The 18753-nt window shown below is 42.8% G+C and carries 19 protein-coding genes; 9 read left to right on the top strand and 10 right to left on the bottom strand.

Annotated elements, in window-relative coordinates:
* Positions 1–10: 10 nt before the first annotated feature.
* Positions 11–688: a DUF2642 domain-containing protein gene (locus tag AC0OMU_RS19225; protein WP_003227857.1), complete on the top strand. Its 678-nt coding sequence runs from the start codon at positions 11–13 to the stop codon at positions 686–688.
* Positions 689–744: 56 nt separating this feature from the next.
* Here the strand turns inward: AC0OMU_RS19225 and AC0OMU_RS19220 are convergent, their stop codons facing one another.
* Both AC0OMU_RS19220 and alsR read right to left on the bottom strand, forming a co-directional pair.
* On the bottom strand, positions 745–2073 hold the full coding sequence (locus AC0OMU_RS19220) for an arsenic transporter (protein WP_080109047.1): 1329 nt from the start codon (positions 2071–2073) through the stop codon (positions 745–747).
* Positions 2074–2283: 210 nt separating this feature from the next.
* Positions 2284–3192 (bottom strand): acetoin biosynthesis transcriptional regulator AlsR, encoded by a 909-nt coding sequence (alsR, locus tag AC0OMU_RS19215; protein ID WP_003227859.1) that lies wholly within the window; start codon positions 3190–3192, stop codon positions 2284–2286.
* 157 nt (positions 3193–3349) lie between these two features.
* Between alsR and alsS the strand changes: the two genes are divergently transcribed.
* The 3 genes from alsS to AC0OMU_RS19200 all read left to right on the top strand — a co-directional run bounded on the left by alsS (position 3350) and on the right by AC0OMU_RS19200 (position 6517).
* Positions 3350–5062: an acetolactate synthase AlsS gene (gene alsS, locus AC0OMU_RS19210; protein ID WP_015483787.1), complete on the top strand. Its 1713-nt coding sequence runs from the start codon at positions 3350–3352 to the stop codon at positions 5060–5062.
* A gap of 60 nt (positions 5063–5122) precedes the next feature.
* Positions 5123–5890 carry an acetolactate decarboxylase gene (gene budA, locus AC0OMU_RS19205; protein ID WP_015384833.1) on the top strand — a complete coding sequence of 256 codons (768 nt, stop codon included), beginning with the start codon at positions 5123–5125 and terminating at the stop codon, positions 5888–5890.
* Between the two features lie 99 nt (positions 5891–5989).
* Complete coding sequence (locus tag AC0OMU_RS19200; RefSeq protein WP_015384832.1) at positions 5990–6517, top strand: NAD(P)H-dependent oxidoreductase; 528 nt, start codon at positions 5990–5992, stop codon at positions 6515–6517.
* Between the two features lie 39 nt (positions 6518–6556).
* Here AC0OMU_RS19200 and AC0OMU_RS19195 read toward each other — a convergent pair whose 3' ends face one another.
* From AC0OMU_RS19195 to AC0OMU_RS19160, 8 genes are all read right to left on the bottom strand, one after another.
* Positions 6557–6853, bottom strand: coding sequence for a DUF3892 domain-containing protein (locus AC0OMU_RS19195; RefSeq protein ID WP_015384831.1), 297 nt, complete (start codon positions 6851–6853; stop codon positions 6557–6559).
* A gap of 155 nt (positions 6854–7008) precedes the next feature.
* Positions 7009–7545, bottom strand: a complete 537-nt coding sequence (locus AC0OMU_RS19190) for an SH3 domain-containing protein (protein ID WP_015384830.1) — start codon at positions 7543–7545, stop codon at positions 7009–7011.
* 110 nt (positions 7546–7655) lie between these two features.
* Positions 7656–8573, bottom strand: coding sequence for a ribose ABC transporter substrate-binding protein RbsB (gene rbsB / locus AC0OMU_RS19185; protein WP_015384829.1), 918 nt, complete (start codon positions 8571–8573; stop codon positions 7656–7658).
* 11 nt (positions 8574–8584) lie between these two features.
* Positions 8585–9553, bottom strand: coding sequence for a ribose ABC transporter permease RbsC (gene rbsC / locus AC0OMU_RS19180; protein ID WP_003227873.1), 969 nt, complete (start codon positions 9551–9553; stop codon positions 8585–8587).
* 1 nt (position 9554) lies between these two features.
* Complete coding sequence (gene rbsA / locus AC0OMU_RS19175; protein WP_181220223.1) at positions 9555–11036, bottom strand: ribose ABC transporter ATP-binding protein RbsA; 1482 nt, start codon at positions 11034–11036, stop codon at positions 9555–9557.
* Positions 11037–11051: 15 nt separating this feature from the next.
* A complete protein-coding gene (rbsD, locus tag AC0OMU_RS19170; protein ID WP_181220222.1) occupies positions 11052–11447 on the bottom strand; it encodes a D-ribose pyranase in 396 nt (131 codons plus the stop codon).
* Positions 11444–12325, bottom strand: coding sequence for a ribokinase (gene rbsK / locus AC0OMU_RS19165; RefSeq protein WP_047183295.1), 882 nt, complete (start codon positions 12323–12325; stop codon positions 11444–11446). The genes rbsD and rbsK overlap by 4 nt, the downstream gene beginning before the upstream one ends.
* Before the next feature lies 1 nt (position 12326).
* Entirely contained in the window at positions 12327–13307 is a 981-nt protein-coding gene (locus tag AC0OMU_RS19160; protein WP_047183294.1) for a LacI family DNA-binding transcriptional regulator, read from the bottom strand.
* 783 nt (positions 13308–14090) lie between these two features.
* Here AC0OMU_RS19160 and pgsB point away from each other — a divergent pair.
* The 5 genes from pgsB (at position 14091) to AC0OMU_RS19135 (ending at position 18565) form a co-directional block, all read left to right on the top strand.
* A complete protein-coding gene (pgsB, locus tag AC0OMU_RS19155) occupies positions 14091–15272 on the top strand; it encodes a poly-gamma-glutamate synthase PgsB (protein ID WP_014478160.1) in 1182 nt (393 codons plus the stop codon).
* Between the two features lie 14 nt (positions 15273–15286).
* Positions 15287–15736 (top strand): poly-gamma-glutamate biosynthesis protein PgsC, encoded by a 450-nt coding sequence (gene pgsC / locus AC0OMU_RS19150; protein ID WP_003227889.1) that lies wholly within the window; start codon positions 15287–15289, stop codon positions 15734–15736.
* A gap of 18 nt (positions 15737–15754) precedes the next feature.
* A complete protein-coding gene (pgsA, locus tag AC0OMU_RS19145; RefSeq protein ID WP_003243306.1) occupies positions 15755–16897 on the top strand; it encodes a capsular polyglutamate synthetase PgsA in 1143 nt (380 codons plus the stop codon).
* Between the two features lie 14 nt (positions 16898–16911).
* Positions 16912–17079, top strand: coding sequence for an extrachromosomal elements maintenance protein EdmS (gene edmS, locus AC0OMU_RS19140; RefSeq protein ID WP_003227896.1), 168 nt, complete (start codon positions 16912–16914; stop codon positions 17077–17079).
* 133 nt (positions 17080–17212) lie between these two features.
* The gene (locus AC0OMU_RS19135) at positions 17213–18565 is read left to right on the top strand and encodes an IS1182 family transposase (protein ID WP_015483356.1); all 1353 of its coding nucleotides are present in this window, start codon (positions 17213–17215) and stop codon (positions 18563–18565) included.
* Positions 18566–18753 lie beyond the last annotated feature (188 nt).

The raw sequence follows: 18753 nt of genomic DNA, 5'->3' as shown, positions 1-18753 counted from the left end.
GAGGAGAATCGTGAAAGGTTTGAATCAATTCCTTAACACAGATGTTGAGGTTGTCATTTCAGGAGATACAAGGTTTGTCGGCACCCTCATAGATATCGGACAGGATATTTTTGTTATTTTTGATGGCTGCAATTATCTTTATATTCCCTTGTTGCATCTTCATCAAATGAACAAGGCGAAAATAATGACCAGTACTGAGAAGCCATTTTTGATCAATCCGGAAGATCCAATGATAGAGGCAGAAACTCAAGCTTTTTCATATAGAAATACATTAAACAAGGTCAAAGGCCAGTTTATTGAAGTTTATGTAACTGGGGGTCGATCGATCCATGGGTATGTTACAAATGTTTTAAACGATTATATTGTATTTTTCTCACCCGTATTTAAAATCCTTTTTATATCTATGCATCATTTAAAATGGTTTACCCCTTATTCAACTGAACAAACACCGTATACTCTTGACAACTCACAATTGCCTGTCGTGCCTTCCAAAGTTCCTCTTGTACGTAATTTTGAGGAGCAGATCAAAAAAAATATTGGTGAATTGGTCATATTTGATATGGGAGAGGTGCCAGAAAAAGTTGGTCTATTAAAGGATGTCTCTAATAATATAATTGAGCTTATTAACGCAAGTGGAGAGCCAGTCATTTGGAAGTTAAATCATCTAAAGACAATGCATCTTCCCTAGTGTATACAAAACTGCCCTCTTGAATAGCAGAAGGCAGTTTTTCGTTTCATACTGTACTAAAGAAATAACCAACTGATCCAAAAATATAAACATGTTAACGTAAAAAGAACAGTCAGCGGAATGATGATAATGGTCGTTTTTATATATTCGCCCCATGAAATACTTTCATCATGCTGTTTTAATATATGCATCCAAATAAGCGTTGCTAAGGTTCCCATAGGTAATAATAATGAACCGATATCACTGCCGATAATATTTGCCAAGTAGATGATTTTTGTGGTTGAAGGATTCAGGGTCATTTCAGTTAAGGTAAAAGTACTGATCATTAACGCTGGATGATTGTTAAAGAGATTAGAAAAAACAGAAGTAGAGATACCTGATGCGAAAGTTGCATGGGCGAGGCTTCCAGAAACCACGGGTTCAAAATAATTCACAAGTAACTCAGTGAATCCAATATTATGCAAACCATAAATTAAGACATACATAGTAAAAGCGAATATAAAAATGTGCCAAGGCGATTTATATAACAAGTCTCTTGGGGAGGTTTTGAAATAAATCCATCTCCAGCTCAACAGGATAAAAGATCCGATGACAGCGACTAGAGGAACAGAAATACCGGTATATGATGCTGCAAATAGACTCATTCTGACGAGAAAAACAAATGCAAGCACAAACAACATGATTTTTGTTTGATTTTGTTCTGGTAAAGGAGCTGATGGCGAATGAAGAGGATGGTACCTTCTATGCCGCAGAGACTGAAAATGGCTCGGTATATCTGGCAGGTTCTTGGGAAGACGTTTATAAAAGAACATAAACAGTAGACAAGTCATAAAAATGAGTCCCATCATACTAGGGACAAACATCATGGCAGTGTGAAGATATAGATCCATTCCAATTATTTTGAGAGAAATTAAATTAACAATATTACTTACGCCAATCGGTGCGCTAGAGGCTGTGGCTATTAAAACACCGCTTAATAAATATGGGGCTTTTTGATGTTTTTTTAAACCTAAATATTTTAGTACAAGCAAAAGGATTGGAGTTGTGATCAAAATGCTCCCATCATTATTCAGGAAAATGGTCATGAGAAAGCAGAGCAAATTGGTTAGCCAAAAAAGCTTGATGCCTGAACCCTTGGATTGTTGGAGCAGTTTTGCAGCCACCCAATAAAAGAAACCAAAGCTTTCTAGTGCAATGGCCATAATCATAGTGGCAAGGATTGTAACCGATGCACCCGTGACTTTTGTTCCGATTTCCCCTAAGTCTGCCAATGACACACTTCCGCACAATAAAACCATTAAAGCGCCAAATGTGGCGGGGATAGCTTCATTTAGTCCTTTTGGTCTCCAGAAAATAAAAATCATTGTTACGAAAAAAACGAGCAATGTGAATATGCCGGTGAACTCAATAATTTACTTCACCTCTCTATCTTTCATTTTTAAAATCAAACTAATGTCCTGCGCTTACTAATGTCCTTGCCAACTATTTGTACTGTATGTATACGTATACTGATATAAAGTTGTACTAAGCGATTATATTAAATTAATAAAATTTCCATAAGAAACCCAAAAGAAAAAAGAGATTGCAAGTATCGTTCATGTACCTGCATCACTCTCTTTAGTTCTTGTCTGCTGACAATTTGAAATATGAATAAAATGCTTTATAAGCGGATTATGATTGTCTTTGCGGTAAGCAATAACCCATTCTGCATTAAGCTGTATTTGGTCCATTTTTCGATAAGTAACATCCAAATTAAATAATTTTTTGGCTGAGGAAGGAACAAATGTCATACCAATTCCGGCACTGACTAAACCAATCACCATTTGATATTCTGTGGCTTCCTGGACAATGTTGGGTCTGAAGCCCGCTTGTTCACAGAACTGAATAAAATCCATGTATAGAGTAGGCCATGCTTCTTTAGCAACAGTAATAATTGGTTCATCTCTTAAATCCTCAATCGTAATTGATTCCTTAGAAGTCAATGGGTGTTGCTTAGGCAAAGCTAAAACACAAGGGCTGCTTTGGGCGGTTTCGATATGTAAAGCTGTATGCTGTAAGGGAGGATGAAGTATACCAATATCAATGTTGCCCTTTAGTAGCTCCTCCTGCTGCCTAGACGAGGATATTTCACGCAGTTCTATTTTCACAGATGGGAATTTTTTACGATATTCCCGGACAATCGGCGGCAGAAATTCATATGTAGCTGATCCGACAAAACCGATTACGAGAAGGCCTTGCTCGCCGCGGGCCGTCCGCTGTGCCAGTTCAATTCCTTGTCCGATTTGCATCAATGCCATCCGGCAATGATTTAAAAAGATTTCTCCTGCTGCGGTAAGCTCGACAAATCGTTTTGTCCTTTTCAGAAGCGTAACTCCGACTTCTTCCTCCAGCTGTTTGATCTGCTGGCTGAGAGGAGGCTGCGTCATGTTCAGCCGCCGGGCAGCCTTTCCGAAATGAAGCTCTTCGGCTACTGCGATAAAGTATTGAAGATGGCGAAGCTCCATTCAATATGCATTCCTTTCCATAGGTTAATAATTCGTATTACATATTAATCATAAGGCGAATCGATATTGGAGGTCAATTTCCAAAGAGTGTATAGTGAAACTTATCACAAGATATTTAAAATTTTACGTTTAAAATGCATAATAAGGAGTGAGGGTGTTGACAAAAGCAACAAAAGAACAAAAATCCCTTGTGAAAAACAGAGGGGCGGAGCTTGTTGTTGATTGCTTGGTGGAGCAAGGTGTCACACATGTATTTGGCATTCCAGGTGCAAAAATTGATGCGGTATTTGACGCTTTACAAGATAAAGGACCTGAAATTATCGTTGCCCGGCACGAACAAAACGCAGCATTCATGGCCCAAGCAGTCGGCCGTTTAACTGGAAAACCGGGAGTCGTGTTAGTCACATCAGGACCGGGTGCCTCGAACTTGGCAACAGGTCTGCTGACAGCGAATACTGAAGGAGACCCTGTCGTTGCGCTTGCTGGAAACGTGATCCGTGCAGATCGTTTAAAACGGACACATCAATCTTTGGATAATGCGGCGCTATTCCAGCCGATTACAAAATACAGTGTAGAAGTTCAAGATGTAAAAAATATACCGGAAGCTGTTACAAATGCATTTAGGATAGCGTCAGCAGGGCAGGCTGGGGCCGCTTTTGTGAGCTTTCCGCAAGATGTTGTGAATGAAGTCACAAATACGAAAAACGTGCGTGCTGTTGCAGCGCCAAAACTCGGTCCTGCAGCAGATGATGCAATCAGTGCGGCCATTGCAAAGATCCAAACAGCAAAACTTCCTGTCGTTTTGGTCGGCATGAAAGGCGGAAGACCGGAAGCAATTAAAGCGGTTCGCAAGCTTTTGAAAAAGGTTCAGCTTCCATTTGTTGAAACATATCAAGCTGCCGGTACCCTTTCGAGAGATTTAGAGGATCAGTATTTTGGCCGTATCGGTTTGTTCCGCAACCAGCCTGGCGATTTGCTGCTAGAGCAGGCAGATGTCGTTCTGACGATCGGCTATGACCCAATTGAATATGATCCGAAATTCTGGAATGTCAATGGAGCCCGGACAATTATCCATTTAGACGAAATTATCGCTGACATTGATCATGCTTACCAGCCTGATCTTGAATTGATCGGTGACATTCCGTCCACGATCAATCATATCGAACACGATGCTGTAAAAGTGGAATTTGCAGAGCGTGAGCAGAAAATCCTTTCTGATTTAAAACAATATATGCATGAAGGTGAGCAGGTGCCTGCAGATTGGAAATCAGACAGAGCGCACCCTCTTGAAATCGTTAAAGAGTTGCGTAATGCAGTCGATGATCATGTTACAGTAACTTGCGATATCGGTTCGCACGCCATTTGGATGTCACGTTATTTCCGCAGCTACGAGCCGTTAACATTAATGATCAGTAACGGTATGCAAACACTCGGCGTTGCGCTTCCTTGGGCAATCGGCGCTTCATTGGTGAAACCGGGAGAAAAAGTGGTTTCTGTCTCTGGTGACGGCGGTTTCTTATTCTCAGCAATGGAATTAGAGACAGCGGTTCGACTAAAAGCACCAATTGTACACATTGTATGGAACGACAGCACATATGACATGGTTGCATTCCAGCAATTGAAAAAATATAACCGTACATCTGCGGTCGATTTCGGAAATATCGATATCGTGAAATATGCGGAAAGCTTCGGAGCAACTGGCTTGCGCGTAGAATCACCAGACCAGCTGGCAGATGTTCTGCGTCAAGGCATGAACGCTGAAGGTCCTGTCATCATTGATGTCCCGGTTGACTACAGTGATAACATTAATTTAGCAAGTGACAAGCTTCCGAAAGAATTCGGTGAACTCATGAAAACGAAAGCTCTCTAGCACTCTGCGCATCACGACACTGTTTTATGAACAGCACTAAATAAAAGGAGTGAAGGGAATATGAAACGAGAAAGCAACATTCAAGTGCTCAGCCGCGGTCAAAAAGATCAGCCTGTGAGCCAGATTTATCAAGTATCAACAATGACTTCTCTATTAGACGGAGTATATGACGGGGATTTTGAACTGTCAGAGATTCCGAAATATGGAGACTTCGGTATCGGAACCTTTAACAAGCTTGACGGAGAGCTGATTGGGTTTGACGGCGAATTTTACCGTCTCCGTTCAGACGGAACTGCGACACCAGTCCAAAACGGGGATCGTTCTCCGTTCTGTTCATTTACGTTCTTTACACCGGACATGACGCACAAAATTGATGCGAAAATGACACGCGAAGACTTTGAAAAAGAGATCAACAGCTTGCTGCCAAGCAGAAACTTATTTTATGCAATTCGTATTGACGGATTGTTTAAAAAGGTGCAGACAAGAACGGTAGAACTTCAAGAAAAACCTTACGTGCCAATGGTTGAAGCGGTCAAAACACAGCCAATTTTCAACTTCGACAACGTGAGAGGAACGATCGTAGGTTTCTTGACACCAGCTTATGCAAACGGAATCGCCGTTTCTGGCTATCACCTGCACTTCATTGACGAAGGACGCAATTCAGGCGGACACGTTTTTGACTATGTGCTTGAGGATTGCACGGTTACGATTTCTCAAAAAATGAACATGAATCTCAGACTTCCGAACACAGCGGATTTCTTTAATGCGAATCTGGATAACCCTGATTTTGCGAAAGATATCGAAACAACTGAAGGAAGCCCTGAATAAAAGAAAAAAAGAAAGCCCCTTTTAGCAGGGCTTTCTTTTTATTTGGCTCTTTTCCTGATTTTAGATAAAATAACATCAAAACAGTAAAGGTGTGGTCTGATGAAAATATTGGTTTTGGCAGTGCATCCTCATATGGAGACCTCAGTTGTTAATAAGGCGTGGGCTGATGAATTGAGTAAACATGACAATATCACAGTACGGGATCTTTATAAGGAATACCCGGATGAAGAAATAGATGTTGCGAAGGAACAGCAGCTGTGCGAGGAATACGATCGGATTGTCTTTCAATTCCCGCTATATTGGTACAGCTCTCCGCCGCTCTTGAAAAAATGGCAGGATCTTGTGCTGACTTACGGCTGGGCTTTTGGTTCAGAAGGAAATGCCTTGCATGGCAAGGAGCTGATGCTGGCTGTATCAACAGGGAGCGAAGCGGAAAAATATCAAGCGGGCGGAGCAAATCATTACTCGATCAGTGAGCTATTGAAACCATTTCAGGCTACAAGTAATCTGATCGGCATGAAGTATCTGCCTCCATATGTGTTCTATGGCGTGAATTATGCAGCTGCAGAGGATATTTCTCTCAGTGCAAAACGGTTAGCCGAATACATCCAGCAGCCTTTTGTTTAAAATACAGCCCTGTCGAACATACGGCAGGGCTGTATTTGCTTAAAAATCCGGCAGCTCAGACAGGTTATTTTCCTTAATGCCGTCCGGTTCACTTCGCAAAATGTCACGCCCGTATTTATGGAAGACATCAACATGAGCGAGTTTTCCTGCTTTTGCTTCTGACAGCGCGGTAGGGTAGTCGAGCTCTCTTCCTGTATTGGTTTTCACTGCGATAATATTGTCTTCCTCATTTCTTCTAACCGCAATAATTTCTTCTTTTCCAGATGGAACATTTTCTTGATCGACAGTTGTTTGCCGGGCTTTATACGATTCATATGCTGCTTCAAATTGATCCATATTTACACCTCCGCTTTTTAGCGTGAACAAAAATGTCGATGATCATGTAAGGTTTCGACACAGCATACGACAATATTTCCTGAGAAATATCTTGGGAATGTGACAAATCCATTCATAATAAAAGGGATTCCGCATAGATACGGAATCCCTCTCAGTTATTTTGTCATGTGTAAATCCTTTGTTTTCATATAACCTGTCGCACCGCCGTAATCAACGAATACCCAATCAAAATCAAAACCGCCTTTATTCGTTTTACTCCAGCCTAAAAAAGAAACGCTTGTGTCTGCTGGAAGAGTCTTAATGCTCTTTCCATCAGCGGATGTATATACTTTTGTTTTTGTTTTGGTTTTTACCGTTGTCGCTGCTTTTACAATGTAATGAGTGGATACAAATCCTATCTTTCCGTTTTTATACTGAACCTTTGCCCAGTCAGCATTTGAGAAGGAAATCAGCTTTAGGCTATCTCCTAAGTGCAGCGTATCGGCTTTCTGGCTTGATGCGGAAGGCTTCGTTCTGACATTTAGAGCCTCTGCTGATACCAAATAAGAATCAATCGGATAACTGTATAAATCATCAATGCTTACCGTTGTTTCTGGCTGTTGGGCATGGATCGTTCCAGCGCCCCCTGCAGTAGCCGCAGTCATTCCAGCCGCAAGTGCTAATGTTGAAAATATTTTTGTTGGTTTGTTCATGCCGTTCCTCTCCTCACGTAAGAGAAATAATTCATTCTATATCCCTATTCACGTTATCGCAGGTTCCTAAACATGAAAAAGGATCAGATAAAAATCTGATCCCGTGACAATTATTTTTGTGTTTCTAGTTTGAGAGGCGCGGATATTGTTTTTTTTACTTTTTTTCCGTGCAAAATATCATCTGCTGCTTCTGTAGCCAGTTTACCGATTAACTCAGGCTGCTGAGCGACGGTGGCCGACAGCTTTCCATCTTTAATGGAAGCGAGCGCGTCTTTATTGCCGTCAAAGCCGATCACCAATATGTCTTTTCCCGAGCTGTTAATTGCCTCGAGAGCACCGAGCGCCATTTCATCGTTGTGAGCAAAAACAGCTTGGATATCAGGATGTCCCTGCAGCAGGTTTTCCATGACAGTCAGGCCTTTCGTGCGGTCAAAGTCAGCTGATTGTTTTGTGACAACTTGGAGCTTTTGGTCTGCGATGTTATGGAATCCTGAGCCGCGTTCCCGTGTGGCAGATGCGCCGGGGACGCCTTCAAGCTCTGCCACCTTTGCTCCTTTTCCAAGTTTGTCGGCAATAAACGCCGCGGCCATCTCACCGCCCTTTACATTATCGGAAGCAACGAGGGTTTCAACTTTTCCTTGTTCGGCAGATCGATCGATTGTTACGACGGGCACACCGACTGCGTTTGCAGATTCTACTGCCGTTGAGATCGCCGAAGAATCAGTCGGGTTGATTAATAATGCATCAACACCTTGCTGAATTAAATCTTCCACGTCACTCGTCTGTTTCGATGAATCATTTTGTGCATCAACAATGATGACTTTCATTCCCCGTTTTTTAGCTTCTTTTTCGATACCCTTTTTTAATGAGACAAAAAAAGGATTATTAAGCGTTGAGACGGACAAGCCAATGGTGAATTCCTTTTTGTTCCCCGAGTTTGACGGCTTTGCCCATTGGGGAGGCTCAAGCGAACAGGCGGTTAACAAAAATAATGATAACGTTAAAATGACGGATACAGCCTTTTTCATGTGAAACCCTCCTAAGCTGACTTCTTGCGGTCTAATAATACCGCAATTAAGATAACAATCCCTTTGACAACCAGCTGATAAAATGATGAGACGCCAAGCAGATTAAGTCCGTTATTAAGTGTGCCGATGATCAGCACCCCGATTAACGTGCCGACAATGCGTCCTCGGCCGCCGGAAAGACTTGTCCCGCCTAAGACGACTGCCGCGATAGCATCAAGTTCGTACGATTCCCCCGCAGTCGGCTGGGCCGAATGCAGGCGGGAAGTCAATATGGCACCTGCAAGAGCGGATAAAAGCCCGGCTAAAGAATAGATCATCACTTTCACGCGCGTCACTTTGATGCCTGAAATGAGCGCGGCTTTTTCGTTGCCGCCGATAGCGTACGTTCGGCGTCCGAATGGTGTTTTATGAAGAAGCACCCAAAGGATGACAAAGGCAAGAACCATCGTAATCGCCGGTACAGGAATGCCTAAAAAGTAACCGCGTCCGAACATCTGAAAAGCGTAGTTTGTGCCAAGTCCTGTAATCGGATTTCCATCTGTATACACTAGCGTCAGTCCGCGAAACACAGTCATGGTCGCAAGCGTGGCGATAAAGGGCGCCATTTTTCCTTTAGTAATCAATAATCCGTTGATCATGCCTAGTACGGCACCAATGATACAGCCAAGGATGATCGCGAGAACCGGATCGACACCGGACACAATCATCCCCGCAACTAAAGCACTGGAAAGGGCAAGAATAGCGCCGACAGAAAGATCAATGCCGCCTGTCAAAATGACAAAGGTCATCCCGAACGCGATTAATCCGTTAATGGCGACCTGGCGAAGCAGGTTTAAAATATTCAGCGGTTCAAGAAAGCTGGGATTTAAAATAGATACAATGATAACGAGAATAAATAAACCAAGAAACGGGCCGAGTTTTTGCATGACTCCGTCGAAGTGAATCCGTTTTTGTTCTGTTTGCAGTTGTTCCGTTTTCATATTACCGCCCTCCCGTGGCAAGTGTCATAATTCGTTCTTGTGTTGCTTCTCGTGCATGGATCTCTCCGCTGATTCTGCCTTCATGGACAACGATAATCCGATCGCTCATTCCCAGAATTTCAGGCAGCTCTGATGACACCATGATGATAGCGACGCCGCGTTCAGTCAGCTCATTCATCAGCGTATAAATCTCTCGTTTGGCGCCAACATCCACACCTCTGGTTGGCTCATCCAAGATAAGCACTTTCGGTCCGATGCCGATCCACTTGGCTATCACCACTTTTTGCTGGTTTCCTCCTGATAAATGGCGTGCGTGCGTTTCCGGTGATGCTGTTTTGATAGTGAGGCGTTTGATTAACAGATCGACAAATTCAGCCTCCCGCTTGAAATCAATGAGACCCTTTGGTGAGAAGCTGGACAGATTGGGCAGGGCAATATTTTCGCGGATCGAGGTGTCGAGCAGGAGCCCTTCATCCTTGCGATTCTCTGTAATAAAGCCGAGACCTTTTTTCACGGCTTCCTGCGGGTTCTTAATAGCCGTTTTTTTCCCAGCGATCCATATCTCACCCGTGTCCAGCCTGTCAACGCCGAACAGCGCTCTCATCATTTCTGTCCGGCCAGCTCCCATCAATCCTGAAACACCGACGATCTCACCGGAACGAACATAAAAGCTGACATCTTCAAAACTCCCTTTTACGGAGGCATTTTTCACCTCGAATACTTTGTCACCGAGAGAAGGAGTGCGTTTTGGATATCGTTCAGTCAGCTCCCGTCCGACCATTTTTTTGACGACTTCATCAAAATCAGTTTCTGAGATGTTTGTTGTATCTACCGTTTTTCCGTCACGCATGATGGTAATTCTGTCGCAAATCGCAAAAATTTCTTCCATGCGGTGCGAAATATAGACAATGGAGACGCCGTTCTTTTTTAACGCTGTAATGACCTCAAAAAGCTTGCTGATTTCGCGTTCAGTCAACGCTGCGGTCGGTTCATCCATAATGATTACCTCGGCATTTGTCATAAGCGCTTTTGCGATTTCGATCATTTGCTGCTGTCCGACGGAACATTCGCCGGCTTCTTGATCAAGAGAAAGAGAGACGGAGAGTTTGTCAAATTGCTCTTTTGCTAGCGCTTTCATTTTTCTTGTTTGTAAAACGCCCAGCTTGGAGGATATCTCTTTACCGATAAATAGATTCTCAAGAACGGTCATTTCCGGCCAGATATTCAATTCCTGATGGATAAAGGCTATTCCATGCTGTTCCGCTTCTTTTGGATTGGAAAAATACGTTTCGTTTCCGTTTATGCTGATTTGACCTTTATCTGCTTTGTGCAGGCCTGTCAAAATGTTCATAAGCGTGGACTTGCCGGCGCCGTTTTCTCCCATCAAAGCATGTACCTCGCCAGGCACGAGCTGAAAGGAAACGCCTGACAGCACCTGGTTTTTTCCGAATGCTTTATGAATGTCTTTCATTTCAATCTGCATGTTTCATCCTCCTTTCTAGAAAAGCACACCCGCCTGCAGGATGCAGTTGGCATATGGTGTGAATTCTCCTGTTCTTATGACTGCCTTTGCTTCATTTGTCAGCAGCTTAAACTCCTCATGAGAAAGGTATTCAATCTCTTGTTCAGAGAAAAGATTTTCTAGAAATCTCGCATTGTCCTGATTGGATGCTTTTATTTCAGCTGCAGCAATGACTTTTTCGACCGCCATTTCCTCAGCCAGTACTGCCGTTGTATCTTGGAAAGCCGGAAGGCCCGGCTTCAGTGAAAGATCAATTTTCAAAACACCGTCGGGAACAGGCAGTCCGGCATCCGCGATGACAATTTTATCAGTGTGGCCAAGGTCGGCTAAAATCTTGGCAAGATGGCTGTTCAGCATACCGTGTTTTTTCATGACAGCAGCTCCTCTACTTCATTTCTTGTCGGCATTCCGCCTTGGGCACCGAAGGAACAGACAGAAAGGGAAGCGGCACGGTTGGCAAACCGCAATGCGGCTTCAATGTCTTTTCCCTCAGCCAGGGCCACGGCAAATGCTGCGTTAAACGTATCACCGGCTCCGGTTGTATCAACGGGCTCAACAGGAAAGGACGGGATGAGCACTTCTTTGCTGCCAGCCGAATAGCGGACGCCTTGTTTTCCTTCTGTAATAAAGAGCTTTGCCGGATAAAGCGCCAGAGCTTCAGAAATGGTAAGCTCAGGGAATAAAATCGATGCCTCGTGTTCATTCGGCGTCAGATAGGTGGCGTGATCAATTGTTTCCTGCTTGAGCGGGCGGGCCGGTGCCGGGTTTAGCATGATCGGGATATCGTGAGAATGGCAGTATTTGCACACCTCATCAACCGTTTCTTCTGGGATTTCCTGCTGAATCAGCACCATATCGACCTTTTCAATCTGTTCGAGCGCGTTTAACGCATACGCTGGGGTGATGTCATCGTTCGCGCCTTTGACAACGACAATGCTGTTATCACCTTCAGCAAGCACAATATGAGCGGTTCCGCTTTCCGTATGTGTAACCGGTTCCATATAGTCAGTGCGAACGCCGTTAGCTTTGAGATTATTCAAAATAGCTGTTCCATAATGATCGTCTCCAACCTTGCCGACCATAAACACTTGAGCCCCAAGTCTGGCTGCGGCAACGGCCTGATTTGCTCCTTTGCCGCCCGGCACAGTCTGAAAGGACGTGCCAAGAACCGTTTCACCGGCTTTTGGGCGTTTATCCGAGGTGACTACTAAATCCATAGAACAGCTACCAACCACACAAATATTACGCATCTTAATCTTCCTTTCTTGTCGTCTTTCTTCCTATATAGGTGACAGGCATTTGAATTGCCGTTTCTGCCAGCGGCCGTTTTTTGATGATACCCAAAAGCAGTTTGGCAGCTTCTTTCCCCATATCATATGCAGGCTGTCTAATTGTAGAAAGTGGCGGGAACAGAAGTCCGCTTTGCGGAATGTCATCATAGCCGATAATTTGAATGTCCTCCGGCACGTTTTTTCCGCGCCGCAATGCTTCATGTAAAACGGCAGCGGCTTGAATATCATTACTCGCGATCACACCATCTGTCGCTGGATAAGCGGCAAACAGCTCCTTCGCCATCGATTGTGCATCTTTAATTGAAAATGAAGCCGTCTCAATGACCTGAAACTCAACTTCAGCCTGCTTTAAGATTTCCAAAGCGCCGTTAAAGCGGTCTTGAGCGGTCGGCAGGTGAGCGGGTCCTCTCAAGAGTGTAATGCGCTGGCTTTTTCCGTGAATGATAGCCTTGGCGGCTAACTTTCCTCCTTTATAACCGTCACTGGACACAGAAGGGGCTCCTTCTAGTGTTCTGTCCAGAAAAACAACTGGATAATTCATGCCGCTGTATTCCTCGAGATCCGGGTAATTCGTTGCGGCAATAATGCCTGCGACATGATTTTGTTTAAAGGTTTGAAGGTATTCAAGTTCTTTTTTCAATTCCTCGTCACTGTTGCCGAAAATAAGGCGATAGCCTTCCCGGTTCAATTCATCCTCCGCACCGCGGGCAAGCTGGGGGAAGAAAGGGTTTGTGATATCCGGGAGCAAAAGTCCGATCAGTCGGGATTCTCTTTTATATAGAGATCTGGCGACTTCGTTCGGGTAATAGTTCAGCTTCGCCATCGCCGCTATGACACGCGTTCGCGTTTCTTCGTGTACATAGCCGTTATCATTCAGGACGCGGGAAACCGTCGCAACTGAAACGCCCGCCGCTCCGGCGACATCTTTAATTGTAGCCAAAACAGCTCCTCCTTGTTTATGTAACCGTTTACATAGATAGATTATCATGAACAATCCGAAGTTGGCAATAAAAATATCAAAAGAAATCTACTTGTAAATTGTATATATAATTGAAAAATTTAAGGTTTTCACTCTTTTTTTGACAAAGTCTTCACAAATATGGATGAAGATTTCATGAACAAATATTAAGTTTTATTAAAATTGTTTCAAAGTCATGCGTTTAGACCTGTAAATGGTGAGAAACAGAAAAGACTATCATCCCAGAAAATGTTTAATTATGTTAGAGAATTCGGACTCGTATGTTTAGCGTTTTCATCTGGAACCTCCTTAGTCATTTTGGAATGGGCCTAATATTGCTTATTCCATGCAGAAAGGATGACATTATGACCTTGTCCTTAAGAAACAGGATAAAACTATTTTGTGTTCATAAGAACCGGAAACACGCATGATAGCAGGAGATGCTTGATAACACAGGCTGAAAAAAAGATTGATTTGAAATGCATATTAAATACAAACAGCAGGATGTGACTATACGTCCAGAAGGATATCAGGAGAAAAATGAAAGCGCATTCTCTTCGATTTTTTAAAAAAGTGATAAGGTATAAGTCCTGCTGTTTTCCAAAAATAGAAAACAGTTTGTAGGTATAAAATCTCTTTCAAACGAGAAGTTTGGCTTAGTCGATTAGGGAAGATTATGTTACATAATGCCGATTGAGAATTCATAGTGATTCTATATACTGATGAATGAATTTACAACAATATAGAAGGAGATGTCGAAAAGCAATGTGGTTACTCATTATAGCCTGTGCTGTCATACTGGTCATCGGAATATTAGAAAAACGACGACATCAGAAAAACATTGATGCCCTCCCTGTTCGGGTGAATATTAACGGCATCCGAGGAAAATCGACTGTGACAAGGCTGACAACCGGAATATTAATAGAAGCCGGTTACAAGACTGTTGGAAAAACAACAGGAACAGATGCAAGAATGATTTACTGGGACACACCGGAGGAAAAGCCGATTAAACGGAAACCTCAGGGGCCGAATATCGGAGAGCAAAAAGAAGTCATGAGAGAAACAGTAGATAGAGGGGCTAACGCGATTGTCAGCGAATGCATGGCTGTTAACCCAGATTATCAAATCATCTTTCAGGAAGAACTTCTGCAGGCCAATATCGGCGTCATTGTGAATGTTTTAGAAGACCATATGGATGTCATGGGGCCGACGCTTGATGAAATTGCAGAAGCGTTTACCGCTACAATTCCTTATAATGGCCATCTTGTCATTACAGATAGTGAATATACCGAGTTCTTTAAACAAAAAGCAAAAGAACGAAACACAAAAGTCATCATTGCTGATAACTCAAAAATTACAGATGAGTATTTACGTAAATTTGAATACATGGTATTCCCTGATAACGCTTCTCTGGCGCTGGGTGTGGCTCAAGCACTCGGCATTGACGAAGAAACAGCATTTAAGGGAATGCTGAATGCGCCGCCAGATCCGGGAGCAATGAGAATTCTTCCGCTGATCAGTCCGAGCGAGCCTGGGCACTTTGTTAATGGGTTTGCCGCAAACGACGCTTCTTCTACTTTGAATATATGGAAACGTGTAAAAGAAATCGGTTACCCGACCGATGATCCGATCATCATCATGAACTGCCGCGCAGACCGTGTCGATCGGACACAGCAATTCGCAAATGACGTATTGCCTTATATTGAAGCAAGTGAACTGATCTTAATCGGTGAAACAACAGAACCGATCGTAAAAGCCTACGAAGAAGGCAAAATTCCTGCAGACAAACTGCATGATCTAGAGTATAAGTCAACAGATGAAATTATGGAATTGTTAAAGAAAAGAATGCACAACCGTGTCATATATGGCGTCGGCAATATTCATGGTGCCGCAGAGCCTTTAATTGAAAAAATCCACGAATACAAGGTTAAGCAGCTCGTAAGCTAGGGGGAAATGCAGACATGTTCGGATCAGATTTATACATCGCACTAATTTTAGGTGTACTACTCAGTTTAATTTTTGCGGAAAAAACAGGGATCGTGCCGGCAGGACTTGTTGTACCGGGATATTTAGGACTTGTGTTTAATCAGCCGGTCTTTATTTTACTTGTTTTGCTAGTGAGCTTGCTCACTTATGTTATCGTGAAATACGGTTTATCCAAATTTATGATTTTGTACGGACGCAGAAAATTCGCTGCCATGCTGATAACAGGGATCGTCCTAAAAATCGCGTTTGATTTTCTATACCCGATTGTACCATTTGAAATCGCAGAATTTCGAGGGATCGGCATCATCGTGCCAGGTTTAATTGCCAATACCATTCAGAAACAAGGTTTAACGATTACGTTCGGAAGCACGCTGCTATTGAGCGGAGCGACCTTTGCTATCATGTTTGTTTACTACTTAATTTAATGTAAGGTGTGTCAAACGATGAAAAAAGAACTGAGCTTTCATGAAAAGCTGCTAAAGCTGACAAAACAGCAAAAAAAGAAAACCAATAAGCACGTATTTATTGCCATTCCGATCGTTTTTGTCCTTATGTTCGCTTTCATGTGGGCGGGAAAAGCGGAAACGCCGAAGGTCAAAACGTATTCTGACGACGTACTCTCAGCCTCATTTGTAGGCGATATTATGATGGGACGCTATGTTGAAAAAGTAACGGAGCAAAAAGGGGCAGACAGTATTTTTCAATATGTTGAACCGATCTTTAGAGCCTCGGATTATGTAGCAGGAAACTTTGAAAACCCGGTAACCTATCAAAAGAATTATAAACAAGCAGATAAAGAGATTCATCTGCAGACGAATAAGGAATCAGTGAAAGTCTTGAAGGATATGAATTTCACGGTTCTCAACAGCGCAAACAACCACGCAATGGATTACGGCGTTCAGGGCATGAAAGATACGCTTGGAGAATTTGCGAAGCAAAACCTTGATATCGTTGGAGCGGGATACAGCTTAAGTGATGCGAAAAAGAAAATTTCGTACCAGAAAGTCAACGGGGTAACGATTGCGACGCTTGGCTTTACCGATGTGTCCGGGAAAGGTTTCGCGGCTAAAAAGAATACGCCGGGCGTGCTGCCCGCAGATCCTGAAATCTTCATCCCTATGATTTCAGAAGCGAAAAAACATGCGGACATCGTTGTTGTGCAGTCACACTGGGGCCAAGAGTATGACAATGATCCAAACGACCGCCAGCGCCAGCTTGCAAGAGCCATGTCTGATGCGGGAGCTGACATCATCGTCGGCCATCACCCGCACGTCTTAGAGCCGATTGAAGTATATAACGGAACCGTCATTTTCTACAGCCTCGGCAACTTTGTCTTTGACCAAGGCTGGACGAGAACAAGAGACAGTGCACTGGTTCAGTATCACCTGAAGAAAAATGGAACAGGCCGCTTTGAAGTGACACCGATCGACATCCATGAAGCGACACCTGCACCTGTAAAAAAAGACAGCCTTAAACAGAAAACCATTATTCGCGAACTGACGAAAGACTCTAATTTCGCTTGGAAAGTAGAAGACGGAAAACTGACGTTTGATATTGATCATAGTGACAAACTAAAATCTAAATAAACGGAGTGATAAAGATGAAATTTGTCAAAGCCATCTGGCCGTTTGTTGCCGTAGCCATCGTGTTCATGTTTATGTCAGCTTTTAAATTCAATGATCAGCTGACAGATCAGGAAAAACAGAAGATTGATATGGAAATGAATAAAATCCAACAGCAGGAAGAACCGGTAAACGCCAATAAATAATTCAAAAAAGAGAGTGTCTGATGAGACACTCTCAGGCTGTCGAGAAAATCTCGACAGCCTTTATTTTTTCTTAAAATATCCATTCTTCTGTAATAAAATAAAAGAAAGACTTCAAAAGGACGGTGTCTTTCCCATGTTCCACACAAGAAATTCTTCTCAAAACGCAGCCGAATTTGTTCTTCTCGACCAACTTGTCGAAGAGGATCATCTGCTTCGAAAAATCGATAAATACATAGACTTCTCTTTTATCATTGAAAAGGTTAAGCCTTACTACAGTGAAAACAAAGGCCGCCCCTCACTTGATCCGCTGATTTTATTCAAAATGATGTTTATCGGATACCTCTATGGTATCCGTTCAGAAAGACAGCTCGAAAAAGAAATTTACTACAATATGGCGTACAGATGGTTTCTCGGATTGAACATAAACGATCCAGTTCCGCACCACTCCACCATCAGCTGGAACAGACGCACACGTTTTAAAGATACAACCATCTTCCAAGATATTTTTGATGAGATCGTTCTTCAGGCCATCAATCATGACATGGTGGGCGGACGTGTCCTATTCACCGATTCCACTCACCTTAAAGCCAATGCCAACAAGCATAAATACACAAGAAAAACGATTGAACAGGATACACAAAACTATATCAAAGATTTAAATGAAGCCATCCAAGAAGATCGAGAGGAACACGGAAAAAAGCCACTAATAGTCAAAGAGGAGGTGAAAGCTGAAAAAGAGATCCGCCACAGTACAACTGATCCCGAAAGTGGATATCTGTATCGCGAAAACAAACCAGAAGGTTTTTTCTATTTAGATCACCGCACAACGGATATGAAATACAACATTATCACCGATGCCCACGTCACACCGGGAAATCTCCATGATTCTGTGCCTTATCTTGACCGATTAGATCACCAAATCGCACGATTTGGTTTTCAAGTAGAAGCTGTCGCCCTTGATTCCGGATATTTAACAGCTCCTATCTGTAAAGGATTATCTGACCGTCATATTTTTGGCGTCATTGCCCACAGACGATATCACCCTACTAGAGGCTTGTTTCCAAAATGGAAATTTCATTACGACATTGAAAAAGACAGGTACATTTGCCCGAACCAGCAAACACTCACATACTCAACAACTGACCGAAAAGGATACAGGTCATATAAATCAAATCCTGAAACATGTTCCTCATGCCCTTTTCTTGAAAACTGCACAAAATCAAAAAAACATCAGAAAGTCATCACCCGGCATGTATGGGAAGACCACAAAGAAAAGATCAGGCAAAATCGCTTGTCTGTTTCAGGAAAAAACCTCTACAAAAAAAGAAAAGAAAAAATAGAGCGAAGCTTTGCAGATTCAAAACAACTGCACGGGCTTCGCTATTGCAGGTTGAGGGGAAAACGGAATGTGAGCGAACAAGTTCTCCTCACAGCCGCATGCCAGAACATGAAGAAGATTGCCACATACCTAGCCAAGCAGAGCTAGGTATGTGGGAGCTCTTTTTCTGTTTTTGAAATCAGCTGAAAATCTAAAGAAACAGCACACAACAAAAAAGCTTGTAGAAAAAACATCGTTTTCTCTACAAGCTGAGAGTGTCTGATGAGACACTCTCTTTTTATTTGCCCAGCATATTCATTCTGTAAAAATATTAAAAAGTCTCTTAACATATTCAA

The sequence above is a fragment of the Bacillus sp. FAU18 genome, assembly GCF_056033885.1.
The sequence above is the reverse complement of the archived record's forward strand: the minus strand, read 5'-3'. Positions and strand labels throughout refer to the sequence as shown.